This is a genomic window from Aceticella sp. 75b-Ac (assembly GCF_056032965.2).
Genome location: NZ_CM190971.1, coordinates 2008151 through 2033901, shown reverse-complemented (window position 1 = coordinate 2033901; position 25751 = coordinate 2008151). Strand labels below are relative to the sequence as shown.

General features: G+C 32.5%; 27 protein-coding genes and 1 tRNA gene. 4 read left to right on the top strand and 24 right to left on the bottom strand.

The window, feature by feature from the left end; translation table 11 throughout:
- Positions 1-89: 89 nt before the first annotated feature.
- From AC0LWJ_RS10540 to AC0LWJ_RS10490, 11 genes are all read right to left on the bottom strand, one after another.
- On the bottom strand, positions 90-182 hold the full coding sequence (locus AC0LWJ_RS10540) for a hypothetical protein (RefSeq protein ID WP_474240053.1): 93 nt from the start codon (positions 180-182) through the stop codon (positions 90-92).
- A complete protein-coding gene (locus AC0LWJ_RS10535; protein ID WP_474240051.1) occupies positions 176-367 on the bottom strand; it encodes a hypothetical protein in 192 nt (63 codons plus the stop codon). Before AC0LWJ_RS10535 ends, AC0LWJ_RS10540 begins: the two co-directional genes overlap by 7 nt.
- On the bottom strand, positions 364-606 hold the full coding sequence (locus tag AC0LWJ_RS10530) for a type II toxin-antitoxin system prevent-host-death family antitoxin (protein ID WP_503031442.1): 243 nt from the start codon (positions 604-606) through the stop codon (positions 364-366). The genes AC0LWJ_RS10535 and AC0LWJ_RS10530 overlap by 4 nt, the downstream gene beginning before the upstream one ends.
- A 175-nt stretch (positions 607-781) precedes the next feature.
- Positions 782-1261 (bottom strand): 23S rRNA (pseudouridine(1915)-N(3))-methyltransferase RlmH, encoded by a 480-nt coding sequence (gene rlmH / locus AC0LWJ_RS10525; RefSeq protein ID WP_474240047.1) that lies wholly within the window; start codon positions 1259-1261, stop codon positions 782-784.
- A gap of 65 nt (positions 1262-1326) precedes the next feature.
- Positions 1327-1494 carry a CxxH/CxxC protein gene (locus tag AC0LWJ_RS10520; protein WP_474240045.1) on the bottom strand — a complete coding sequence of 56 codons (168 nt, stop codon included), beginning with the start codon at positions 1492-1494 and terminating at the stop codon, positions 1327-1329.
- A gap of 8 nt (positions 1495-1502) precedes the next feature.
- Positions 1503-2624 carry a S1C family serine protease gene (locus tag AC0LWJ_RS10515; protein WP_474240043.1) on the bottom strand — a complete coding sequence of 374 codons (1122 nt, stop codon included), beginning with the start codon at positions 2622-2624 and terminating at the stop codon, positions 1503-1505.
- An 81-nt stretch (positions 2625-2705) separates the two neighbouring features.
- Positions 2706-3956, bottom strand: coding sequence for a UDP-N-acetylglucosamine 1-carboxyvinyltransferase (gene murA, locus AC0LWJ_RS10510; RefSeq protein WP_474240041.1), 1251 nt, complete (start codon positions 3954-3956; stop codon positions 2706-2708).
- 225 nt (positions 3957-4181) lie between these two features.
- Complete coding sequence (locus AC0LWJ_RS10505; protein WP_474240039.1) at positions 4182-4583, bottom strand: hypothetical protein; 402 nt, start codon at positions 4581-4583, stop codon at positions 4182-4184.
- Between the two features lie 95 nt (positions 4584-4678).
- Positions 4679-6463, bottom strand: a complete 1785-nt coding sequence (locus AC0LWJ_RS10500) for an ATP-binding protein (RefSeq protein ID WP_474240037.1) — start codon at positions 6461-6463, stop codon at positions 4679-4681.
- The gene (locus tag AC0LWJ_RS10495) at positions 6387-7082 is read right to left on the bottom strand and encodes a response regulator (protein WP_474240035.1); all 696 of its coding nucleotides are present in this window, start codon (positions 7080-7082) and stop codon (positions 6387-6389) included. Before AC0LWJ_RS10495 ends, AC0LWJ_RS10500 begins: the two co-directional genes overlap by 77 nt.
- 5 nt (positions 7083-7087) lie before the next feature.
- Complete coding sequence (locus AC0LWJ_RS10490) at positions 7088-7900, bottom strand: gluzincin family metallopeptidase (protein ID WP_474240033.1); 813 nt, start codon at positions 7898-7900, stop codon at positions 7088-7090.
- 244 nt (positions 7901-8144) lie between these two features.
- On the opposite strand from AC0LWJ_RS10490, the gene AC0LWJ_RS10485 reads away from it, so the two are divergent.
- Together AC0LWJ_RS10485 and AC0LWJ_RS10480 are read left to right on the top strand one after the other, a co-directional pair.
- Positions 8145-9116 carry a DnaD domain protein gene (locus AC0LWJ_RS10485; protein WP_474240031.1) on the top strand — a complete coding sequence of 324 codons (972 nt, stop codon included), beginning with the start codon at positions 8145-8147 and terminating at the stop codon, positions 9114-9116.
- Positions 9109-10089, top strand: a complete 981-nt coding sequence (locus tag AC0LWJ_RS10480) for an ATP-binding protein (protein WP_474240030.1) — start codon at positions 9109-9111, stop codon at positions 10087-10089. The genes AC0LWJ_RS10485 and AC0LWJ_RS10480 overlap by 8 nt, the downstream gene beginning before the upstream one ends.
- On the opposite strand, the gene AC0LWJ_RS10475 is transcribed toward AC0LWJ_RS10480, so the two are convergent.
- The 3 genes from AC0LWJ_RS10475 to AC0LWJ_RS10465 all read right to left on the bottom strand — a co-directional run bounded on the left by AC0LWJ_RS10475 (position 10086) and on the right by AC0LWJ_RS10465 (position 13883).
- Positions 10086-11528 carry a M1 family metallopeptidase gene (locus tag AC0LWJ_RS10475; RefSeq protein ID WP_474240028.1) on the bottom strand — a complete coding sequence of 481 codons (1443 nt, stop codon included), beginning with the start codon at positions 11526-11528 and terminating at the stop codon, positions 10086-10088. The two genes, AC0LWJ_RS10480 and AC0LWJ_RS10475, sit on opposite strands and share 4 nt — an antisense overlap.
- Before the next feature lie 126 nt (positions 11529-11654).
- Complete coding sequence (locus AC0LWJ_RS10470) at positions 11655-12047, bottom strand: PadR family transcriptional regulator (RefSeq protein WP_474240026.1); 393 nt, start codon at positions 12045-12047, stop codon at positions 11655-11657.
- 252 nt (positions 12048-12299) lie between these two features.
- Positions 12300-13883, bottom strand: a complete 1584-nt coding sequence (locus AC0LWJ_RS10465) for an IS1182 family transposase (RefSeq protein ID WP_503031405.1) — start codon at positions 13881-13883, stop codon at positions 12300-12302.
- A gap of 215 nt (positions 13884-14098) precedes the next feature.
- On the opposite strand from AC0LWJ_RS10465, the gene AC0LWJ_RS10460 reads away from it, so the two are divergent.
- Both AC0LWJ_RS10460 and AC0LWJ_RS10455 read left to right on the top strand, forming a co-directional pair.
- Complete coding sequence (locus tag AC0LWJ_RS10460) at positions 14099-14473, top strand: chromate transporter (protein ID WP_474240140.1); 375 nt, start codon at positions 14099-14101, stop codon at positions 14471-14473.
- A gap of 39 nt (positions 14474-14512) precedes the next feature.
- The gene (locus AC0LWJ_RS10455) at positions 14513-15295 is read left to right on the top strand and encodes a chromate transporter (protein WP_474240142.1); all 783 of its coding nucleotides are present in this window, start codon (positions 14513-14515) and stop codon (positions 15293-15295) included.
- Between the two features lie 10 nt (positions 15296-15305).
- Here the strand turns inward: AC0LWJ_RS10455 and AC0LWJ_RS10450 are convergent, their stop codons facing one another.
- The 10 genes from AC0LWJ_RS10450 to AC0LWJ_RS10405 all read right to left on the bottom strand — a co-directional run bounded on the left by AC0LWJ_RS10450 (position 15306) and on the right by AC0LWJ_RS10405 (position 25624).
- A complete protein-coding gene (locus AC0LWJ_RS10450; protein WP_474240144.1) occupies positions 15306-16532 on the bottom strand; it encodes a CehA/McbA family metallohydrolase domain-containing protein in 1227 nt (408 codons plus the stop codon).
- A 185-nt stretch (positions 16533-16717) separates the two neighbouring features.
- Positions 16718-16793, bottom strand: a tRNA-Thr gene (locus AC0LWJ_RS10445).
- 180 nt (positions 16794-16973) lie between these two features.
- Positions 16974-18395 (bottom strand): ISLre2 family transposase, encoded by a 1422-nt coding sequence (locus AC0LWJ_RS10440; protein ID WP_503031441.1) that lies wholly within the window; start codon positions 18393-18395, stop codon positions 16974-16976.
- A gap of 230 nt (positions 18396-18625) precedes the next feature.
- The gene (gene tmk / locus AC0LWJ_RS10435; protein WP_474240139.1) at positions 18626-19327 is read right to left on the bottom strand and encodes a dTMP kinase; all 702 of its coding nucleotides are present in this window, start codon (positions 19325-19327) and stop codon (positions 18626-18628) included.
- A 13-nt stretch (positions 19328-19340) separates the two neighbouring features.
- Positions 19341-20120 carry a dTMP kinase gene (locus tag AC0LWJ_RS10430; RefSeq protein ID WP_474240137.1) on the bottom strand — a complete coding sequence of 260 codons (780 nt, stop codon included), beginning with the start codon at positions 20118-20120 and terminating at the stop codon, positions 19341-19343.
- A gap of 1 nt (position 20121) precedes the next feature.
- Complete coding sequence (ppx, locus tag AC0LWJ_RS10425) at positions 20122-21636, bottom strand: exopolyphosphatase (RefSeq protein WP_474240135.1); 1515 nt, start codon at positions 21634-21636, stop codon at positions 20122-20124.
- Between the two features lie 123 nt (positions 21637-21759).
- Positions 21760-22725, bottom strand: coding sequence for a ComEC/Rec2 family competence protein (locus AC0LWJ_RS10420; protein ID WP_474240133.1), 966 nt, complete (start codon positions 22723-22725; stop codon positions 21760-21762).
- 269 nt (positions 22726-22994) lie between these two features.
- Positions 22995-24701, bottom strand: coding sequence for an SSO2105 N-terminal domain-containing protein (locus AC0LWJ_RS10415; protein WP_503031440.1), 1707 nt, complete (start codon positions 24699-24701; stop codon positions 22995-22997).
- Positions 24673-25329, bottom strand: a complete 657-nt coding sequence (locus AC0LWJ_RS10410; RefSeq protein WP_503031439.1) for an IS607 family transposase — start codon at positions 25327-25329, stop codon at positions 24673-24675. The genes AC0LWJ_RS10415 and AC0LWJ_RS10410 overlap by 29 nt, the downstream gene beginning before the upstream one ends.
- 70 nt (positions 25330-25399) lie before the next feature.
- Positions 25400-25624, bottom strand: coding sequence for a DUF3006 domain-containing protein (locus tag AC0LWJ_RS10405; protein WP_474240004.1), 225 nt, complete (start codon positions 25622-25624; stop codon positions 25400-25402).
- Positions 25625-25751 lie beyond the last annotated feature (127 nt).

Here is a 25751-nt window from a genome sequence, read left to right as displayed (position 1 = left end):
TATCATAAAAATAGCTCTTAAGTGCTTATTTCATATGTGTTCAGGAGTATTTTTTATTGTAAATTATATGGTTTTCAATAACATATTTGTTAATTTGTGATTGATGATTTCGAGTGGACTCCTAGCATAACATATAAGCCTATCCTTTTATTACCGTCTATAAACGCATGATTATTTATGATACTGTAACAAATATTAGAGCATTTTGCTTCAATACTTTTATATAAATCCTCTCCTGCAAATGTTGCTTTTGAGTTTCAATTGCTGACTTCAAAAGTTCCATATCTCTTATCCCTGTTAAACCACCAGTAGCTAATATCAATTTTTCATGCAATTTCAAAATATAATCTATTGATATATATTTCATTTAGCTAATTCCTTAAATGCTTCCACATTTTCATACAATATTCTGTCTGCAATTACATCTAACTTTTCTTCCTCTGATATTGCTTCTTTACTAAATTCATCAAAATCTAAAAGTATATATTTAGGTTTATTGTTTTTCATTATAACTACAGATTTATCCTCATCAACTAATTTTGCTATTTTAGAAAAATTCTGATTAGCTTCCGAAATAGACACTATCTTTTGAATGTTAATCAACATATTTATCCCTCCTATTATTTAAATATTTTATATATTTATTATATCATATTTAGGATAAATTTATCCTATTATTTAAATATTTTTTATTTATTATTTAAGTATTTTTTATCTAAAATAAAATTATATTTTGAGTCTAAAGAAATTCAGGCTCTTGATTCAAATAAAAAGTTTGCGACTACTTATGATACGGTTCACCCTTCATTATCTTAAATACACGATATATTTGTTCAACAAGGACAAGTCTCATAAGCTGGTGTGGAAATGTCATCTTTGAAAAGGAGAGTTTTAAATTTGATAAATTTTTTATATCCTCAGATATACCAAGAGAACCTCCGATAATAAAAGTTATACTTGAATTCCCTGATATGGATAGATTTTCTAAATAATGAGCAAATTCTAATGAGTCAAATTGCTTACCTTCTATACACAGTGTGATTATAAAACTTCCCTTTCTGATTTTATTCATAATTTTAATGCCTTCACTGTGCATAACTTCAAGCTTTTCTTTTTCACTTAATTTTTCAGGTGCCTTTTCATCGGAGACCTCTATTATCCTTATATTGCAATAGACTTTAAGCCTCTTTAAATACTCCTTAATACCTTCATCAAAAAATCTTTCTTTTATTTTCCCGACAGCAATTATATCTATGTTCATTGTAAATCCTCTCCGTAACTATAAATTTTAAAAGAGCAGGTTTTACCCACTCTTTTAATGGTTTGTCAGACAACAAGATATTTTGGCACTTCATCACAGAAATCACATTTGTGTGGAACCAGCCAATCAGTAAATGTTACTTCATCAAGTTTATATATATCCGGCGGCTGTTCATATACATCCACAAATTCCTCTATCGCATCTTCAAGGTGTTTTTCACAAACAACATACATATCCTCACCTATTTCCCAAGAGTTACTGTTTTATACCCTGTATTTACGGTTAATGTCCTGTATTTCAAAATTACTTTATCACCCATATTTTTACTGTATATCACCGTTTTAAGAGCTGTCATTGTGTTAACAGGTTTTCCATCTACCTCTAATATTATATAACCTTTCTTAATTCCAGCCATTGCAGCAGGTCCTGCCGGGTCAATATCTGCTATATAAATTCCCTCTGCAATAACTATATCAGCATTTATATAACTGGCAATTTCTCTGTCATACCCTACAATACCAATATAAGGAGCTTTAAATGTACCTGTCTTTATAACCTTTTTAACTATAGGTTTTGCTATATTTATAGGTATTGCAAATCCAAGCCCTTCAGCCGTTGTCACCTTTGCCGTATTTATTCCTATAGCATCACCTTTTGAATCAACAAGCGGTCCTCCGCTATTACCCGGATTTATAGATGCATCAGTCTGAATAAGGTCCTCCATTATCTTTTGTTTGCCGCCTTCTTCAATAGGAAGGCTTCTATTCAATGCACTTATTATACCATTTGTAACGGTTCTTTCAAACCTCAATCCTAATGGATTTCCAATAGCTATTGCTGTCTGTCCTACAACATTGTTATCTGAATTGCCCAGGGTTATTGTCGGCAGATTTTTTGCATCAATTTTGACAACAGATAAATCCAATGTTGAATCAGACCATAGCACCTTCCCCGGCAATGTGCTTCCATTGCTTAAATATACGGTGATTTTTTTTGAATTTGGATTTGCAACATGATTATTTGTCAATATATATCCGTTTTCATCAATTATAAATCCTGACCCAACCCCTTCTACTTTTTTCTCAAGAACATAATACTTCCGCTCAAATTCTATTGTAGAAATCCCTACAACCGCAGATGTATCTTTTTTTGCAACCGCCTCTGCAACAGTTGGGGGTTCCGCCCTTGGAATAATTACTTCTTTCTTAGCAGCTTCCGGAGCAATATATGGAAATGGTATTATTTTGCCCCATAAAAATTTTGGAGCAATATATGTAAATATTAGTGACGTAATAACCGCTGTTATTATGACAATTACTATATATGATGGCTTTTTTAAATTGTTACCGTTTTGCTCATGCATAATATCACCTCAAGATTATCATGTGATACATGCAGAAAAAATATTCTTTATCATATGTAAAAATAAGCCCATTTTATGGACTTATTTAATTTTCTTTATGTCTGCTCCAAGAGCTCTTAGCTTTTTTTCGATAGATTCATATCCTCTTTCAATATACTCGATATGTGATATTTCTGTAACACCCTGTGCAGCAAGACCTGCTATAATCATTGCAGCACCTGCCCTTAAATCCGTAGCTACAAGATGTGCACCTGTAATCCTTTCAACACCTTCAATTACTGCAGTTCTTCCTTCAACCTTTGCTTTGACTCCCATTTTTTTGAGCTCATCAAGATATTTAAATCTTCCTTCATATACATTTTCTGTTATTATACTAACACCTTCAGATAGAGCAAGAAGCACAGCAATAAGCTGCTGCATATCTGTAGGAAATCCCGGATATGGCAGTGTCTTTACATCAACAGCTTTTAGCCTTCCTTTTGTTCTAACCCTAATCTCGTCTTCACCTTCCTCAAGTACAACTCCCATTTCTATCAGCTTTGCCATAACAGCTTCTAAATGCTTTGGTATTATACCTCTTACAACAACATCACCACCGGTAGCTGCTGCTGCAACCATGTAAGTACCGGCTTCAATCTGATCAGGAATCACCGAATGCCTGCAACCATGTAAATCTTGAACTCCTATGATTTTTATGGTGTCAGTGCCGGCACCTTTAATATTAGCGCCCATTCCATTAAGAAAAGTTGCTACATCTACTACATGAGGCTCCTTTGCACAATTTTCAAGAATAGTGGTACCTTCCGCTTTACATGCTGCAAGCATCAAATTAATTGTTGCGCCTACGCTTACAACATCAAAATATATATGATTACCAATAAGTTTATCTGCTTTTATTTTTATAATTCCATGTTCTATTAAAGTTTTTGCGCCTAATGCTTCAAAACCTTTTATATGCTGGTCAATAGGTCTTACTCCAATATTGCAGCCTCCAGGCATCGCTATTGCAGCCTCTTTAAATCTGCTAAGCAATGCACCAATTAAGTAATAAGACGCTCTCATCTGTGAAGCACATTCAGGCGGTGGATAAAATGAATTAATCCCATTCGCTTCTATACATATCTCATGCCCTTTTCTATTTACTTTTCCACCAAGGTATTCTATCATCTCTGACAGCAATTTTATATCACTAATATCAGGCAGATTATCAATTATGCTTGGAGAATCTGCCAAAAGTGCAGCGGGAAGTATTGCAACAGCCGAATTTTTAGCCCCACTTATAGGTACAGTACCTTTTAATGGATTTCCACCAGTAATAATAAACTTATCCACAGTCTAACCTTCCCTTCAAGAATAACAATAATAAAATCTCTTATAACACTATATACTTTAATACAATTTTAATAAATTTACAAGCTTTTTTTGTCAAAAACATACTATTTTATACAACAATATTTACCTTTTTAAAATTCCCTCAAAGGCATATTATATAACCTGCTTTAAGACCAATAAAAAAATCCACCTTTTTATGTGTGGACTTTATTATAAATCTTTATATTACTTAAAAAGTATATCAAGTAAATCTTTAAGTGTATTCACAGTTATCTGAAGGACTCCATCTTTATATTCTAATTTAATATGTCCTTTTACAATCTGTTCTTCTCCATCTTTACTTGCTTTTAGTGTAATATAGTTATCGCCCAATACCAATCTTATAAGTCTTGCAAACAAACCTGTATCTCCAATAACCCATTTATCATTTAATTGGTCATTTAAAATCAGCTTTACATACGTATTCGGCTGACCTTCTCCAGAAATAACAAAATACTTGTTCTCTGTTGTAACATTATCTATATTGGATTTTACTGTTATAAGATCAGTTGCTGCAAAACCACATGTCATAAAAGACATTATCATAATAACAGTCATAAACATGACCATGACTTTTTTCACATGCATAACCTCCTTATATAATACTCTTTTTTATAACATATTTATTATAAAGTATTAATATTACAGCAGTATTACAATAATATTAAAATATAATTACGAAATTAATTATATTTTAATATTATCTTAACAACAGTACCTTTATCAATTTCGCTTTCTATATTTATTTCTCCTTTATGTGCTTCTACGATTTCTTTTGCAATTGAAAGACCTAAGCCTGTCCCTCCAAGCTCTCGTGACCTTCCTTTATCAACACGGTAAAATCTTTCAAATATCCTCGGAAGGTCTTTTTCTGGTATCCCTATTCCATTATCTTGAACAATAATATACGCAGCCTCCTCATCATAGTCTGTATAAACCCTTATACAGCCACCTTCAGGTGTATATTTTATGGCATTTGCTACAATATTAATAATTACCTGCTCCATTTTATCCTTATCTATATTAACATTTTTTTTAGCATCTTTAAGAGATAATGACAGTATTTGATTTTTCTTTTCCATTTCTATTTTTAAATTCTGAATAATATCTTCAACAAATTCATTTAAATTTACACTTTCCAGCTTCAATTTGCCATTTGAATCCATCTTTGATAATAATAAAAGGTCTTTTACCAACCTCACCATCCTATCTACTTCTTTATCTATTATACCGAGAAATTTATCAATAAATGCTTTGTCAACATCTGCATTTAAGAGTGTTTCAGTATAGCTTTTTATTGTTGTAAGGGGTGTCCTTAATTCATGTGACACATTTGCAACAAATTCCTTCCTCATATTTTCAAGCTCCTGCTGCTCTGTTATATCATGAAGTACAAATACATAACCTTCTATATTTTCATCTGCATTAATTGGTGTCACAAAGGATGTTAATATTTTCTCATTGCATAAAAATATACCTCCATTAATGCTAATTTTCCCATTTGCCAAATTCTCCACCGACTGCCCGATACTTATTTTTTCTCCAATCATCTTTTCCGCGGCATCATTATAGAGGATTATATCTTTTTTACCGTCAACAGCAATAACTCCATCTGTCATAAAGCTGATGATTGCCTCAACCCTGCTTTTTTCGTTTCTCATCTCATCTAAGGTATGTTTTAATCTTTGTGACATAAAATTAAACATAGAACCCAAGTTGCCGATTTCATCCCTTGATTTAATATTAATCTTTACATCAAAATTACCAAGTGCCATCTCATGTGCGTATTTTGTTACTTCCTTAATTGGATTTGTTATAGCACATGAAAGAAAATAACCGAGTATTACGGTTACAAAAACTGCAAAAAGCGTAGCACTCAATAGAATCATATTTATATCTGAAAGTACATCATACACGCTATTTAATGAACCACTCATATATACAACGCCAGAAATGCTTCCATCGCTGTTAACAACCGGTACTGCAAAACTTTTGAGTTCATCATTAGAATTATAGTCTTTTGTTGTTTCACTGCTTTTATTGCCATGTAATGCTTTAACAACTGCGGTTGTCAAAAATTTACCTCTCTCACCTGTTGAACTTGCAAGTATGTTACCATTCTTGTCCAGTATATACACATATTTTATATTTGAATTCGGTCCTAAGTACATACTTATAATATTGTTAAGGTTTTTATTAGATTCAAGATTGTCTTTTAATGTACATGACATTCCCTTAACCTGTGCCTGAATATAACTGTCAAAATTTTTCATGTGATAACTTTTAAGGGAATTATAAAGATATACCCATATGATTCCCATTGCTACAAGAACTAAAAGACCATATATTAAAATAATCTTCCACTGTAAAGTTTGAAACCACTTTATGCTTTTAAACTTGTCCTTCTTCACTGAAATAATAACCAACCCCTCTTTTTGTATGGATATATTTAGGATTTGAAGGGTCATCTTCTACTTTTTCCCTTAACCGTCTTATTGTTACATCTACTGTTCTGACATCACCGAAATATTCATACCCCCATACCTTTTCAAGAAGCATTTCCCGTGAAAAAATGAGACCTTTATTTGTTACAAGAAACTTAAGTAAATCAAATTCCCTCAAAGTAAGTTCTATCGGTTCTCCATATTTACTTACTTTATATTTAGAAAGGTCAATAGTTAAATCTTTTATATGTATTAGCTTTGATTCTATTTCGCCGTTTTCATTGCTCCTTCTTAAATTTGCTTTTATCCGTGCAATAAGTTCTCTCATAGAAAATGGTTTTGTAATATAATCATCTGCTCCAAGCTCCAAACCTAAAACCTTATCAACTTCTTCTTCCCGTGCCGTAAGCATTAAAACAGGCATCGTCATTGTCTGCCTTAAATGCTTAAGCACCGTAAAACCATCCATCTTAGGCAACATAACATCAAGCAGTATTAAATCAGGTTTTTTACTCTGAGCAGTATTTAAACCATCCTCGCCATCATATGCCTCGCAGACACTGTAGCCGTTTTTTTCAAGATTGAATTTTAATATTTCAACAATTGGTTTTTCATCATCAACGATTAATATTTTGCTTTTCAAATCATTCACCCCTTAACGCTTAATACAAAGCTATTCAGTTCTTCTCCTGTTTCTTTATAAAAGCTTTCTTTAAGGTTCATGCCATTACCAAGGTCTTTTAATATGCTCCTGATTGTACTCATACCATATTTATCACTTATAGCTTTTGTAACCTGGAATGCCCTTTTATATGCAAGCATTTCATCTAACGTATCGAAATCATCAGTTAACTGCTTTAAAGTATATGGCTTGTCATAATAATTATATCCTTTTCCCCATTCATATTTGTTCTGCCTGTATTCTTCCAAAAGGGCTAATCCTTCTGTAAACCATACAGGATAATTACCCTTTGCTATATCATCTACTATTAAATGTGTAAACTCATGAACAACAGGTCCCTCTTTTTCAAAAACTTCTTTCAGATTTTGTCCAGGCTTTATCCATAATGCCGGTGATTGTATACTTATAATACCAACGAGATAAATCCCCATAGCATCATCCCCTTTAACAAGGGAAAAATCCCTGCTCATTTTATAAGGGGTTGGGTATACGATTATTATTGTTTTATCTGTTGGCATATATCCCAAATCATTAACCACATCATAATAATGTTTTTCAGCGGTTTCGATAATTAAATCTATATATTTGCTGTCATTATCGGTATATTTTATTATAAAATGTTTGCTATAAGCTGTTTTGTAATTTTTTACATTATTTTCTATTTTGGTTTTTGCAATATTTTTATAAACCGGATATGCAAAAGACATAAGCTTATTATTAAATATAAGCCCTAATAAAAATATTAATAGTATTATTATGGTTATATTTTTCTTTTTCATGGAATATCACCTCACAAACAAAATCCTCTATGTACAAATATTAATTAATATGAGGTAATACAGTTGTATTATAACTTATTTTAAATTTTATTGCAAAATATTTTTTAAATCAACAGAACTGAAGTATGATATATTTTAATTGTTATTATTAAAGAAATTTTAAAATTTGTCGTAATATATATTATATTCTTTTTAATTGAAGGATATGACATACTATGTTATAATAAAACAAGAGGTGGGGTATATGAGCATTTGTAAATTTTCATCTGATTTTGATGATGTGGGAAGCACCCCTGTTAGCAATATTTTCATAAATCATTTTATGCTTGAAGCCCCTGGAGAATACGTTAAAGTCTACCTATTGGGCTTGAAATGCTGTTATTATGGGCAGGAATTTTCTATACACTCTTTAGCAGATAAACTTTTTATGTCTGAAATTGAAATCGAAAAGGCACTGAAATTTTGGGAAAAATCTGGATTAATTAAACTTTGCTATACTGATGGAGAGTATACAGTAAAATATTTGCCACTTGCCAATACAGGTGATAAAAAACATACCATGTCTATTAATGATACAGAAGTCAGGCAGATGTTTGAAACTATAGAGCAAATGTTGGGAAGACCTTTATCTTCAAGTGAAATGGATACATATCTTAGCTGGATTGACGAATATGATTTCTCGCTTGAAATTATTGCCATGCTCGTAAGCTATTGTGTCACAAAAAATAAAACATCTTTGAGATATATGGAGAAAATAGCAATTGCATGGCATGATGCCGGTATTAAAAATGCTCTCGACCTTGAAGAATATCTTAAAACCGAAAGCAAAAAATGGATAAAATACAAAAAGATTTTACATACACTTGGTTTAAATACTGACGAAGTCATGGAAGCCCACAAGCAGATGATGGACAGGTGGATGAATGACCTCGGTTTTGACGTGGATGTAATTATAAAAGCCTGCAATGAATGTACTTTAAAGATAAATGAACCCAGTTTTCCTTATATAAATCAAATACTTATAAACTGGTTCAATGAAGGTATAAAAACGATAAACGATCTGGATAAAATAAAAAAAGTGCCAAAACATAAGAAGACTTCTACTGTCTTTAAGGCACCAAAAAATTATTTCAACGCTTATAATCAGAGAACATATGACGTTGATGAACTTGAAAAAAAACTTTTAGCACATTCAAGAGGTGAATCCGGTGAATAATGCAGTTCAAGAAGTATTAAGACAGTATGAAATCAAACGGGATAATTCTTTAAGAGAAAACCTCAAAAAACGAGAAGAAATTTATAATAAAATACCTGAAATATTAAAAATTGATGATGATATAAAGAATATAGGATTTGAAATTTCCCGATCAATTTTTAATGAGCCTCAGCAATCAAAAAAGCTGCTATTAAAACTTAAAGAAAAATTATTTGATTTGAAAGAACGTAAAGCATATTTACTTAAGTTAAATGGATATCCTGAAGATTACATGGAGCCAAAATATGAATGCAAATTATGTAAAGACACAGGTTATATAAATGGCAGAAGATGTAACTGCTTTGAACAGAAATTAATAAATATTTATTATAAGCAGTCAAGTATTGAAAATATAGTGAAAAGGGAAAATTTCGCCACTTTTGATATGAACTTTTATTCTGATAAAGCACTTGGCGATAAACCTTCCCCACGAAGCAATATAAAAAAAATCCTTGAAACTTCATTAACCTTTATAAGAAATTTCAATAATGAAAGAGAGAGCTTATTCTTCTATGGAAATTCAGGACTTGGAAAGACTTTTTTATGCAATTGCATTGCAAAAGAACTCTTAGACAAGGGTAAGGTTGTATTATACAGAACATCTTCTGATTTAATTGAGGACTTAAGAGCAAATAAATTAAATAGCGATAGCAATTCCTACAGCAGTTATTTTGAGCTCCTGAAGCAATGCGACCTCCTTATTATAGACGACCTTGGCACCGAATCCATAACTGCTTTTAGTCTGCAGGAAATTTTTAATATAATCAATACTCGCATGCTAATGTGCAAGAAATTTATTATATCAACAAATTTATCAATATCTGAAATAATGGTAATATACCCGGAAAGGATATATTCCCGGATATTTGGCAACTTTAAGATGCTTAACTTTTATGGTGAAGATATAAGGCTTAAAAGTAAAATAATAATTTAATTCAGCCATTCCTGAAAAAACCCTCCTGTATCTTTACCAGTAACACTGTCCACTACGTCGATGAAATCTTCCGTAGTGGCGTTTTTATATTTATATTTATCATAGTATTTATTCATAACTTCCTTAAATTTTTTTTCGCCTATAAGCCCTCTTAATTGGTGAAATACCATAGCTCCCTTGTTATATACTATATTGGTATATTCATTCCATCCTTTAAATTGTCCTAAGGTCTTTATCATAGACTCATCTTTATTTACTTTAATATATTTATTAAATTCGCCTGAAATTATATAATTATAAAGGCTCTCGGCAGCAGCTTTACCATAATACCTTTCTATATACATGATTGTGGTATACTCTGTAAGACCTTCGTCAAGCCAAGCCTCTTTTACTTCATCATTGCCAACAACCCCATACCACCATTGATGTGCCGTTTCATGTGCAATAACATATTCAAGATTGAAGATGTTGTCTTTTGTATAAAGACTCTTAGAAATCATTACAAGATTGGGATATTCCATCCCTCCTAAGTAAAAATCACTTTGAACTACTGAATACTGTTTATATGGATATTTGCCGATAAATTCATTGTAAAATTTAACTGCATCTTTAGCAAACTTTAATGCCTTTGTCCCATATTCATCACTGAAATAGTAGGATTTCACCTTGATTCCATCAATATCTGTTTCGGCAACTTTAAAATCTGGAGATATAACCATAGCAAAATCTCTTACATTTTCTGCACTAATCATTATTGTCTTTTGGTTACTACATATTTTCTCATTTTTTATAGTACCCGTTGATGCAACCACCATATTTCTGGGTACAGTAAGCTTAACATTATAATTTGAAACATCACTGTAAAACGGATCTCCCAGTGCATAATACGGGTCATTATTCCATCCTTTCTTATCATAAACAGATAATATGGGGTACCAATTAGCAACCTGCACCGTTTTTTTCCCATATCCAAATCTTCCTGTTGCAGGAGGAAGCTGTACTTTAAAATCTATTGTAAATTTTATCCTATTGCCTTTTGATAATTTTTCCGGCAATTGTATCCTTAAAATTTGCTGACTCTCCCCTTCAATTTTATATGAAGCCATTTTTTTACCTTCAAAAGTTATATTTTTTATATCTATATATCCGGGTTTAAATCCATCAGGATATGCCAGTTCAACCTCCTCCTTTGTAAATGGAATCTTATCCTTTTCTTTAAATGCATTTGGATAAAGATGAAGATATAATTGATTTAATACTGTATCATCTGTATTTATAAAATCCACTGTTTCTAATCCTGATATTACCTTATTTGTATCATCATATTTTACATCCATTATATATGTTGTAAGATTTGTTTTGCCAAATGGGGCAAAATAAACAGCAAGTGCCGTTATAATAACCACAGTTGCTATCAATATAAATTTTTTCCCTCTCATCCTTCTATCAGCTCCTATACTTTACTTTTCATTATATATTTAGTACAGATGTATTGATATTAGAACATGAGAGTGAAAAATTTATAATCCCTTGAATTTTACTTTCGCTTTGTTCTTTAAAGATTTTTAATTTGATTTGTCAGGAAAGTAATTTCTATAAGCATTTAAAAAATTTTCTAAGAATTTTTTTTGCTTCTCAAGGTCTATAACCCAGTTGTGAAGAAGTTTAACACCTGAAGGGGTAAGTTCATAATACTTTTTTGCCGGACCAATATCACCAACCTGCCATTCTGATTTTACATATCCTTCTTCTTCTAACTTCCGAAGTTGCCGATAAACTACAGCGGTATCCGGTGTTATATCATAGAAATTACTAATTCTTTCGATAAGTTCATAGCCATAGGACGGCTTTGAATATAAGGCTAACAATAAATTAGGCTGTACAAATCTATTTAGCCTTCCTGTACAACTGCACATGTCATTATTGTTATTATGACAATTTTCATGTTTCCCACACATTTTCTATCACCTTTTTTAATATGCCATAAAACCATCTATATGTCAATATCATATAATTGTAATTGACATATAGATAAACCTAGGAGTCCACTCGAAAATAACTTATCTGCCGGTTAAGAATTTTTATCATCGCATAAATTATCAGAATAATCTCTATTCAAAGAAATATATATGATTTTGTTATTGATTTTAATATGTATATTATGGCTTTATTGACCTGTTATTGCTATTTTTAATATCCTTAACCATTCTTTAAGCCGTTTTTGGGCAGACTTCCCCCTTCTTAATTTGTCTATTACAAATTTTAGAAATATGTTTCGTTATTATTTTGATATTATTGTTTATTGCTACCATTATCATTTGCCATCTTATTTTTAATTTTCCTCTATACCTTCCTTTACGTCCGCCATGCCTGGTAAGTTCTGATATGTTTCTTTCTACATTCGGTCTTTTTGCATAGTCTTCTTTAAATTCATCTGTTTTTTGATATTCCCTTTGTTCTTGTATTTCTTTTTCATACGGATGTATATTTATTGTTCTCCCTTTTTTTGATTTTGTACATTGGTCTTTTAGCGGACAATCATTACACTCTTCTGCTCTAAATTTCACTGTAACTTGCTCATGTTTTTGTGTTTTTTCAGTATCAAATTGTTTTATATGTCCATTGGGACATTCTACTGTTCCTTTTTCTAAATCAATTTTGAATTCTTCTTTTGAAAATCCTCCACTTGGATTTGTTGCTTCCGGCACTCTAATGCAAAAATCTGTTCCTTCTTCTTTCCTTTTTTCTATTTCTTCAAAGTCACTATATGCACAATCTCCATACAGTTTATCTATATCAACGCCGTTTCTTCGGCTTTGTTCTATAAGATCACTCATATGTTCTCCATCTGCTATATTTGCTCCATCAACTTCTATTCCTACTACTACTGAGCCTTTTTCTCCTCCTGTTATAATTTCAGCTTTGTATCCATCTGATAATTTCGATGAGGTCTTTCTTCCATGGCGCATTTCATCATCTACTACTGATATTATTCTGTCTTTTGCTGTTCCTTTTATCATTTTTACATGCCCGTCGTTTGTTATTTCAACATCTTGTAATGCTACTCTTTCTAATAATTCAATTGCTTTTTTTAAATCATCTTTTATATCTTTTTTTGTTTTTATATTTTCTACGAGTGATAGTGCATCTTTAACAAGTTCTTCGAGTAATTTTGCTTTTTCTTTTTCGTTTTCCCATGCTATTTTGGGTTTTTTGATATTTTCTTTATAATCTGTTCTTTTCAGTATTTTTTTCGATTCATCTTCCATTTCGTAAAACTTCATGAAACGGAGAACCATCTTTATCCCTTGGTATATCATAGTGTAAGTATCTTGTCTGGCACAGGAACCCCAAATCATGAATGAATCTATTATGTGTAAGTTGTCTTTATCAAACAGTCCTACTTCTTTTGCCTGACTAATTGTTTTAATGAATATTTCTTTTCCTATTTCGCTGTTAAACAGTCTTTTTCTATGATCACATAATGTTACTGCATCTATTCCATCAAAATCCCGTGGTGCGGTTAATGCATATTTAATTCTGTCATCGAATCGTGATTCTTCTTCCATTTCACGATCAGAATATCCTTTTTCAAATTGTATCAGCATCGCTGTAAATGTATATACCGGAGATATGGATTCTCTGCCATAGTATGAGAAAAGTGGCTGAAACATTTCTTCATTAAGATTATTAAATACCCATGTTCTTAATCTATGATAATAACTATCTTCAGAAATTTTTCCAAGTAACCAATAATCTGAAAATGACATTTGTCTGTCTGCTTTTCCTAACATTTTTATCACCACATTTTTCTTATTATATTATTTATATTATATCATAAAAATAGCTCTTAAGTGCTTATTTCATATGTGTTCAGGAGTATTTTTTATTGTAAATTATATGGTTTTCAATAACATATTTGTTAATTTGTGATTGATGATTTCGAGTGGACTCCTAGTATATAATTATTTTATTATATGACTATAAATATGATATGGAAGGTGAAAATATGGATAATGAAAACACCAGACAAGTAGCAGATGATATCAGCATATGGAAAATATTTTTAACATTCCTCAAAATAGGATTTACAGCTTTTGGACCTGCCATGATGATAGAAACTAAAAAAAACATAATTAAAAAATTAAAATGGATAAATGAAAAAGAATTTTTTGAAGGTCTTGCTCTTGCACAATTGATACCTGGAGCAACCTTTGCATCCCTTACTATTTACATTGGTTATAAACTAAAAGGGTTATTAGGTGCAATAGCAAGCTTTATAGGTTTTATACTGCCCTCATTTCTTATGATGCTATTATTATCATGGCTATATTTTAAATATCAGAATATTACAATAGTAACTATTTTATTTAAAGGTTTTTGAGCTATAGTCCTTGCAATAATATTAAATGCTGTATTTGATTTGGCAAAAACAACAGTAACGAACATTCCTACAATACTTATTGCTGTTACAGCCTTTTTAATCTCGATATACTATAACAATATTTTTCTTATTTTATTTATATCAACTATTATGGGGATTATATTAATTCATCCAAAAGCATCTGAAGTAAAAGAAGCTGCTTTGTCAGAAAAAAACAAAATACAATGGAAAGACCCTCTTATTATTTGTATTATACTTATATTATTCTTTTTATCAATTTCTTTTAACCATGAATTACTAATAATGTCCGTTGTATTTTTTAAGATTGGAGCATTGGTTTTTGGCAATGGTTTTACAATGATTCCATTGATACAGCATGATGTAGTAAATATACATCATTGGTTAACTCTTAATCAATTTATGGCTGGAGTAGCATTAGGGCAAATTACACCTGGTCCGATTGTAATCACATCAACCTTTATCGGATATAAAATTATGGGTTTTATAGGAGCATTAGTAGCAACACTGTCAATCTTTTTACCATCTTTCTTGTTGGTAGTAACAATCTTTGGTCTTTATAGGAAAATTAAACATTTAACATGGGTTATAGCCGGATTAAATGGATTGATTGCATCATTTGTTGGACTCATGTCAATATTTGCAATAAATATGGGAAGACATGTTCTTGTTGATATTATTACTGTAATACTATTTATTATATCTTTTATCGCTTTGCAATTTGCTAAATTAGATACAAAGCGTGTAATTCTATTTGGTATGGGGATTTATTTAATCATATATTTTTTAACTCAAATGATTTAAAAAATTTTTGTTAATTTAATATTATATTGTGAAAAATATGCTGTGGTACGATATAAGATAATAATTTAGTAAATGCCGATCTGTTTTTTTTACTCTCAATGTAATAATTTATTAAATATATCATAAATCCTTTCGCTATTCCTATTGCATTTGTAAGACGCTTTTTAGTTTGCTCATATGCAATCTCATAAGATTTTTCCACCAAATCTTCCTCTTCTAAGTTTTCTAAGGTAAATAATTTTAACCAATTATAATAATCACTCCAAAGAGTATCATGTATTTGAAAATCAAACAATAATTCAAGCATTATATTTAGTCTTCTATTTAATTTATTTAAATATATGTCACTTATTATCTGTTTAAAATACGTTTTAGATTTTAGCCCTTTAACCCAAATAGGTGAAGTAACGACCATTTCAGAACCATTTTTACCTATAATCCAATAAGGTCCATTCATCAATGGTTTTATTTTGCCTTTATTGCTAAAATTCCTTTCTATCAAAATATCACCATTATAAACTGCTGTTTCAGCTGCTCCATCTATGAACCAATTGATTCGATTGATATTTTTATTCACAATGTCTCCCATTATGCTTCCATCATCACTTTGAAATTCAATATTAATTCCTCCGGTAGTGGCAAATACATGATTTTTCTTTATAGCATCCAAAGGATTCATTTCTTCGTTAACAATAATACCTGTACAAACACGCCCAAAATCCGCTTTTCTATGACAATCTGTATTTGCAAAAGGAGATACCTTCTGTTTCATCAGTAGGTATTTTTTGTACGTTTTTATACCAGTATACTTACCAGGCTGTTTCCAATATACTATACCATTTATTACTTCGATACCATTAATCTTTGGAAGCATATTTTTTTTCCATGACCATATGTTATAATCAGGATGTGCTATTATACGGATGTTGCTGCTGTTGTACATCTCCTTTACTGCATCCTCTTTGCTTGATACATCATATCTGTCCTTTCCTATAATAAGCATGTGACCATTTAAAAAAGTAAGTTCGTAACCTTTTAAAAATTTTTTGTTATCTTTTATTTTGTCAAACAATTTATCCCATCTTCCGTTTTTTAAACAATAATGATGATCTGTAAGTGCAAGCAAATCATAATCATATTTGTCTATAAGTTTTTCATAATCTTCTACATCAAGTTTATCAATATTATCTGAATATAACGTATGAAGATGAAGGTCAGCCTTTAATATGTTATACATTTCCTCTCCTCCCGATAAAAAATCTGAAAACTTCTACTTCCTTAGTTTAATTATATATTACTAACATTAATTAATTGTTAAGATTATGTTAAACTTTGAAAAAGAATTAAAGATGTTTTTTACTTTCATTCGCATACAAAAAGGGTATCGACTTTTTATCGATACCCTTAAACCTGCTTAAATAATGGAGCTGGCGATAGGACTTGAACCTACAACCCGCTGATTACAAATCAGCTGCTCTGCCGATTGAGCCACGCCAGCATATTCTTTTACATCAAATTCTTAATCTTTAACAACCTCACACGCAAAAATTATACACGATATTTTTTCAAATGTCAACACCTTTTTTTTCGCCGATAGTGTCAAGATACTGTAGGATATTTTTTTTAAAGACAACCCCTGAAATTGCTTAAATCAAGGTTTCCATGCATTATGTGTTTTTTATATCACTTTTTCATATTTTATTGCTTTTAAAATTCTATATATTGGTGTTACTTTGCCCATATCCAACACTGTAATATTGTTTATTTGTTCTTTTGTATACGTTTTAGCTCTCTTTACTGCCTCTTTTATTTGCTTCTTTGTTAATTTATAACCTTCATTGTTGTTTTTGCGCTTTTTACGCCATTCTACTTCTCTTAAATTGCCTCCATTTTTCTTAAATACTCTTAATTTTGCCATTAGCTTTAATCCTTCTCTACTCCATCCTAATGGATTCCTGCTTAACCTGTCTGAAAATACATGACTTATATGCCCTTCTGCACTGCACCCTATTACATCCTCATCTTCTTTGTATATTTTTATCCCTTCCCAGTTGTTTAATATGTACTTCTTTACTTCTCTTATTTTCTTCTTCTCTTGCTCTGTTTGTGCTATTTTTGATAGTTCATTAAATGCCTCTTTTAATTCTTTTTCATTCCCTTCATTTATTGCTCTCCATATCCTATCTCTATATCTTGCTTCTCTTGATGTTGCTGTGAGTATGTATTTGTTTAAATGATACCTGTCTAGTACAAATCTTGATTTTGGTATCCATTCTATCCCTTCTTTTATCCATCTTGCTCCGTCTCCTGCTATGTATATCTTCTCTATTTTCTCTTCTTTGTAATTGTCATTTATGTAATTTGCTACATCTATCCATATGTCTTCTGGCTTTTGATCTACATATGCTTTGTAATAGATATTCTTTAGTTCAGACCTACCGTTCTTTTTTTCTTTGCCTTCATGTATGTATACAAGTCGTGGCATTTCTTTTCTCCCGTCTTGTAAGGATACGTGGTCTTCATCTGCTTCTATGTATAATACTTTTACTTCTTTCTTTTCTTCTATTTCTTTTTTTACTTCTACTTCTCCTATCTCTCTTATTGTATTTAATACTGTCTGCCTGCTTAATTCTACTGGACTTGCTTCTTTACTGCTTTTTTCATAGGATTCTTCTGTCGCCTTTTCTACTATCTTTACTTTTACTCCTTCTTCTACTCTCTCATGTCTCTCTATCCCTAATGCGTCATCTGTCAAGTATGTATATCTACCATCTTCTTTTGATTTGTAATATGTCCTTTTATATTTTATTTCTCCTACTGTTGTTATTAAAGTCTTTTCATCTTCTCTTTCTACTACCCATTTCTCTTTCCTTCTCTTGTCTTCTTTTATTATCTTATCTAATTCTTCTATAATTGCTACTATTGTTTCTATACCTAATTTGTCTACCATTTCTCTAACTTTTAATGAAAGTTCTGTTATATCCATCCCTTCTTCTAATAATTTTTTAAAAATTTCCCTTACATTATTGATGTAATTAGTTGCATTTTGTAGTATAATATCTTCAAACTTAATTTTTTTCACAAGAGACACCCCTTTCATGTTTTTTGTTTTTCCAAAATTCTATTTTATCACAGGGGTTGTCTCTTGTCTTTTATCATCTAAAAATCCTACGATAATTTTACACTATGTTATCAATACTTTTATAATTTTTATCAATGCTTTAATACTTTTTGCCTAACCTGAACTTAAAAATATTTACTCTCCAACATAACCAAGAATTAAGGTATTGGTCATATTTTCCATAATGTCTTTATCCAAATTTATATTTGTTAGTTTTTATCATTATTTAAAAATTCTATTATATCCTTTCTTAATGTTTCTTGAATTGACATAATATCTTGTTTGGCATCAATTATTTTGAAATTGTATTCCTGTGCCATTGTATCAAATTCCTTTTTTAATAATCCTTGATATTTATGAAAGCTTTCAAACATATCTCTTGATATGTCTAAATCCATTCCGGATTCCCAATAATCAAGTTGCCCACGTTTTTTAAAGACTCTTCCAAGTAAATATTCCGGCTCTAACTGTAAATAAAAAATAAGGTCCGGAACTAATGCAAAGCTAAAGACTTCCTTGACCCATTCTCTCTTTGCACCCCTTACAATATCTCTTGCCATTAAAGTAAATATATATCTATCTACTAATACAATTATTCCGGCTTTTAGTGCGGGAATGATTATATTTTCAAATTGATCAGCAAAATCTGTTGCATATAAAAGACCTAATGTTGTTTTTCCAAGCACATTTCCTTTCTTTGCTTTATCAATAGTATCTCCAAGTATTGATGACCTTTTTAAACCTGTATTCAGGACAGCGTAACCTTCCCTTTCAAGCCATAACTTTAAATATTCAACCTGTGTTGACCTTCCTGAACCGTCGGCACCTTCTATCACAATTAGTTTACCTATCAATTCATCAGCATTTATATTAGCAAGTCCTTTACCATAAAACTTTTTTGTTTCATTCACTGTAAATCCCCCTTTAGATAACATTATCTTCGTTTATTATTCGTAAATAATCAGGAATTTTATAATCTTTTAAAAATTCATCAACATATTTCCTCATAATTTTTTGCTGAGATTCTATCTTTAACGTTGCATCTATTACAATTAATTCTTCTCTTCCCGACATCAAATCATATTGTTTTTTTACTAAACCTTGGAAAATTTTAAAACTTTCTTCAATATCATTACTTAACTTTAAATCCATACCTGCTTCATAAAATTTTAACTGAGCCCTTCCATTTAATATTCTGCTTATAGATATTTCTAATGGAGCCTTAAAATAAAAAGCAGCTGTTGGCTTTATTGCAAAATTATATATTGTTTTTACCCACTCCAAATCCACACCTCTCGCTACATCTCTTGCCCATGCCGTATATATATATCTGTCAGCTAAAACTATATAGCCAGCCCTTAAATGCGGTAATATCTGCTTTTCATATCTGTCTGCAAAATCTGAAGCATGTATAAGGCAAAAAGTCGTCGGTGTCAAAAGATTTTTCTTTTTAGCTGTTTTAGTAGCTTTTTTAACAACTTCTGATGAATTCCACTCAGTATAATATACCGGATAACCTTTATCTTCAAGATATCTCTTCAATAAATAAAGCTGAGTGCTTTTACCGGAACCATCGCATCCCTCAACAATAAAAAGTTTCCCTTTATATTTCTTACAATCATTAAACACATTATTCATACCTACCACCCCTAAATCATTCTTATGGAATTTGCTGAGCATTTCTTTTATTAAATTTCTTAACACACTAATCTCTCCCTATTACTTTTATATTCCTTTTAAATACTTTATGAAATATGTCATTATTTTTATCTACGCTGAATTTTTCTAACTCTATAATCCCATCATTTGATTTCAGGTCTATTAAAACATCTGTTTTCCCAACTTCACATGAAATTATATTTACCCTCCCTAGTTCACTTATGTCAAGTCCCTCAGCGATTCTTAAAATCGATCCCATCTTGCGGATTTTTTCAAGCTCGTCTATTGTTAACATGCTTTTATACTCATTTATAATTTTTTCATATCCATTACCTTCATGCATTATCGTCATTAGAGCACATTTTAATATTTTTTTATGTGAAAGCCCATTTATACCATTATTTAATATAATATATCCACTATGAATATTATGATGATAAAAATTCACGATTAGACCTACATCATGGAGAAGGGATGCAATAGCCAAAAGTTCACGGTATTCATTTTCACATCTATGGAGATTTATTAGATTATCATAAAGACATATCGCAAGTTGTTTTACATTTTGGGCATGATACTCATTTACATTATAATACTTCATCATATTGTAAACACTGTATGTACAAACATCAACAAGTATTTTATCGTCATTTAAAATATTCTTATATAGTATACCTTCCCTTATACCGTTTCCACTGATTTTTATCTTTCTTATTCCGGTATGTTTTAAAATTTCTTTTACTGTTATTAAACCTGCCAAAATTATATCCGAACGTTCACTTGATAGACCAGGTATCTTTTTTAGCTCTTTAACCGTTTTATTTATTACTAATCCTAAAATATTATCAATATCAGCGGAATACATTTCATAATTATGTATTAAATTTATTGGATACAACTTTTTCCTTCTGTCAATCTTAGCAATAGTCCTTACTGTACCTCCAATACCGACTAATGTATTGATATCTTTATCTTTAATCCAATCCAATTTATTGATTTGTTTTCCTAAAAATTCTTCTAATTTTTTTATACCCTCAATTTTAGGAGGGTCATCTAATAAAAAAGTTTCTGTTAAAGTAACAACGCCATGTGGTAAACTTATATAATTTTTTATTTGCCTGTTCTTTACCTTTAAAATTTCTATGCTGCCTCCGCCTATATCAATAAGCAAGGCATTTTTTATATCCATTGTATTTATAACGCTATAATAATCAAGCCATGCTTCTTTTTTACCTGATATAATACTGATTTCAATTCCAGTCTTTAGCTTTAATGTATTTATAAATTCCCTTCCATTTTCCGAATTTCTTACTGCAGCAGTAGCAACCGCTATTATTTTATCCACCTTATAAATTGAGCAAAAATCATTAAAAACTCCAATTGTTTGTAAAGCTTTCTTCATGGTTTCAGGTTTTAATCTATTTGTTTTGTTCAGTCCCCTTCCAAGCCTGACACTTTCCTTTAATTCATTGGCTAATTTAAATGACCCATCATCATGTAAATCAACAATTATAAGCCTAATGGTATTTGAACCAATATCAATTATACCTATTCGTCTCATTTAGTTTCCCCTTCTCTGTCTTCAATTACTATATAAATTTTATCAAAAAATAGATTACTATACAATGAAGATTAGATTTTTAAAAGTTAAATATATGTTAAATTCACTTCTGTTTTTCTATTCTTAAAATTGACTGCCATACTTATAATCTCCCGGATTAACATTAAAACTTATGTTATTTCCGTCACTTACTGCAACAATAGTACCGCATTCATCTGTCCTGTATACAGTAATGCCTGCATTTTTAAGCTTTTCCATTGTTACTTTATGCGGATGTCCGTAGTCATTGTTTTTACCGCATGATATAACTGCATACTTAGGACTTACTGCTTTTAAAAATGGTAATGTACTTGCTGTTGAACTTCCATGATGTCCTACTTTAAGCACGTCCGCTTTTAAGTTATAATTTTTATTAAGCATTTCCTGTTCTGATTCTCCCTCTGCATCACCTGTAAACAGGAATGACATGTTTTTGTATGTTATTTTAATTACCGCACTGTAGTTATTTAACTTATCATAATGTAGACTATTAGGTGCAATCATTTCTGCTTTTATATCTGAACCGAGATCAAGAGTTACCCCTCCTTTTGCAACGTTTATTGAAAGCCCCTTATTTTTTGCTGCTGTTAGAACATTCTCAAATGCCTTTGTATTTGTTGTGACTTTCGGCATATAAAATTTGCCTATATCAAAATTACTTATTACAGCAGGTATGCCTCCTATATGGTCGTTATGGGGGTGTGTAGCGACAAGTACGTCTATTCTACTTACACCACGGTTCCTTATGTAGTCTGCGACTTTGCTTCCCATTTCCGGTATTCCGGCATCTATTAACATTGTTTTACCTGAAGGTGTTTGTATAAGTTCGCTGTCGCCTTGTCCTACGTCTATAAAGCTTACGGTAAGTTTACCAGATATAGACGTTTGATTATTTCCCTGTGTATTTGCTTGTTGCCTCACGCTATCATTTGCTTTATGTGTCTGTGCTGTTTTGGACGATTCTTGAATATTTGCTGTGTTTGAACAACCGGTAAAAGTAAATATTAAAACAAAGACAAAAAGCAATAAAGATAATTTCTTTTTCAGCATTTTATATTTCCTGGTTCAAAAAAGTTCACAAAGTTCACAATAATTAATTTTTGTAAACCCGGCCTCCCCATGACCAGGCTTTACACCTCCATGAAAATTTTTTCCTGGGGTGACAGGGAGACCTTAGTCCCGGGAGTCCCACCCGGACGGGAGAACGGTGCTTTACGGGCGCAACTTGCGTTAACCGTTAAGCGAAAGTCTACTGCTCTGCCTCCCGCGATCTGCTAAATGCGACCTGCCGGTTGTTTCCGGACTCCGGCTAAACGGGGTCACCTACTTGATAAAGCAAGCTGCTTCAAGTCACGCCAGACGGAATAGAATGATTCCTGTTTAAAACGGGTCAGACCGTTGTAAGTAAGAATCTTTCCGTCCAGTTTCTTGAAGAGCTGCTTCACCTTTCGGGTCATCCCTCTTCCTTCCCCAGGCAAGGAATTTGCCTTTTGATTCAGCTTCTCTTTAAAAACTTGAATTTTCTGCTTTAATTCATTGGTAATACGCTCTTTGAAACCTATTGCGCGACGGGCTATTACCAATGCTGCGGCATGGTGTATTATTATGCCATACTTCTGCATGTACTTCCAGTAACCTATGGTTGACGTGTGTGCCGGCCAAACCTGCTTTATACCTACTCCTTCCTTGAAAGCCCTGCGTATGACAGCTTCGACCATCTTCTTAAAAGGGAAATTGGCTGCCATGCGGTTGAATTTTTTGTTGGTATCCAGGCGGTCTTTCCCGAACTCCAGCTTTTCTTGGGCTATGGGTTTACGTAAAGCTTTGGCGATGTCTACTACTACCTTGGCTAACACACCGACTAAGTACGTACGTCGGAAACCACGGCTTTCTGCCAGTTCAGGTATCTTGATATAAAGAAAACCATTTGGATGCACTGTTACCTGAAACTCTCCAGCAAACTTGTGCAGTGCTTTTGGGTATGGTACGTTAAAATTCTTTGTCCATGGTTCTGGTTGACCGGTATAACCGACATTGGCAAGTGCTATACCGTCAGGATTGGTATCCATACCTAAATATCCATAGTCGGGATTGGTTGCTAAATCAGGTGGTGTTAAGACGAAACTGATATGTACCCTGTACTTAGCATCCTTGCCTTTGATAAGTTCCACAGTATAGGGTGCGCCGGATAAAAGTAACTCATACACCTTTGAACGGTATTTATCCGGCAACCAGAGCCTTCCTTCTACACGGGGCGCTCTGGTCATTATGGGTCTGCCTTTAATATCCGTACCTTTTTGCTTAGACAGATGAGAAATGGTCACTGATAAGAAGAATTCTCTGTGGGATAAGTTTATCTTGATGTTCGGGTTGCCGCCTTTGGTCTTGTCACCACGGGAATATAACCTATCTTGACGTGCCTTACGCCATTCTTCTGCCGAAACCTTGCCTTTGCAAACTTTCTTCCACAAAGAACGACCGCCAAAGACTACTGTTGGTATGGTGCTGTTGTCCTGGTGAGAGAGCAGTTCGGATAGTTTGTCAGATAGTTTTTTTACTCTGGCTTTGCGACCATGTACGGTGTGCTTGTGGTTCCCGATTTTTGCCGGATCATTTTTCTTAATGGCTTCGTCTAAGGTTTTTTCTGCCTGTCTGAGTTTTTTCTTTGCACGGGCTAATTTTGTTTTTGTTTCTTCTATTTCCAGCTTTAAAAGCTCTTTTTGGGATTCGGTTATAGCTTTAGCCTTCAGTATGGCGTCATCACAGCATCGTGAATTTAAGCCAAATACCTGCTGACCTTCTTTTTTTAGTTCTTCCCGTGATTTATCTTCTTGCAGCCGGTTGAACGCCCAGCGCGTGCAGGAGCAGAACAACCGCATCTCGGTGTTTAGTGGGTCCTCCATCCCACGGCTCCACTTTTGAGAACGGAAAGCAGGATAGACCTCCGGGAAAAATTCGCCGCAGACGGTATTTTTACCATCGTCAGGGCTGTACGATTTATTTTTGTTCTTTTTCCCTTTCTTCATCTGACTTCACCCCCGTTATCAGTTCCCGGAAACCCTGCCTTATCTTCTTACCACCCCTGGCGCCGTACAGCCTGGCTGAAAAAGACGTGATTATCGCCAATAAGTCCCTGACCAACTCGGATTGTGTGTCTTCCGAATCTTTCTCAGCTGTGGCAATTATCTCTACCCCGCAGTAGTGCAAGTGCCGTTCAATGTACAAATACCCAAATCTGGCAAGCCGGTCGGGATATTCGATAATGAGCTTCTTATACTCACCACGCTCAGCCAGCTTAAGTACATTCGTCAATCCGCGGCGCTTCTGATTTAAGCCACTGGCTACGTCGGTGAACTCGGCAACGACACGGTAATTTGACTCGATCGCATATTGCCTCAGCCTTTCCAGTTGCCTGTTTAAATTGCCGGCATCCGCCTGCTTTTTGGTGGACACCCGAGCATACAGAACGACGTCTTCCTGCCCGGTGTTTAGCTGTCCAGACTGCAAAAGCCTGTTGAGTTCGTCTATGGAGTACCGGCGCTGACCACTAGGTAAACGGATGGGCTTGATTAAACCCTGCTTCTCCCAGTTGCGCAGGCTGTTGGGATGGACGCCTAATTTCTTTGCTGCTTTGCTTATAGTTAATAATTCCATATATTCATTATATTATATTTATTATTTTTTGTCAAGGTTTGTCGGAAATAAGGTAGCTGTTACATACCTCCTATTCATCTACAAATAAATCTTTTGCAAGATTTTCTATAATTTTCTTGCGATTTCCTGTTTCTTTTTCGTTTATTTGAACCTTAAATGAAATTACATCACCTTCTTTTGCATTTTCAGGCAAAAGTTCTTTTGGAAAATTGAACGTTTTATTTCCGTATTCAACTACTACCAAGTCACCTTCAAATCTGTCTATAATGCATAATTTTTGATTGTTTTCTTCCATTGTAAAACCTCCCAAAAATTAAATCATTTTTAATTTTATGTATCTTCCCATCCATTTTCTTAAAGATTTTTTCTTTTTTATATTCATAATTATAACATTCACCATCTATTTTTTCCATCTTGTTTTT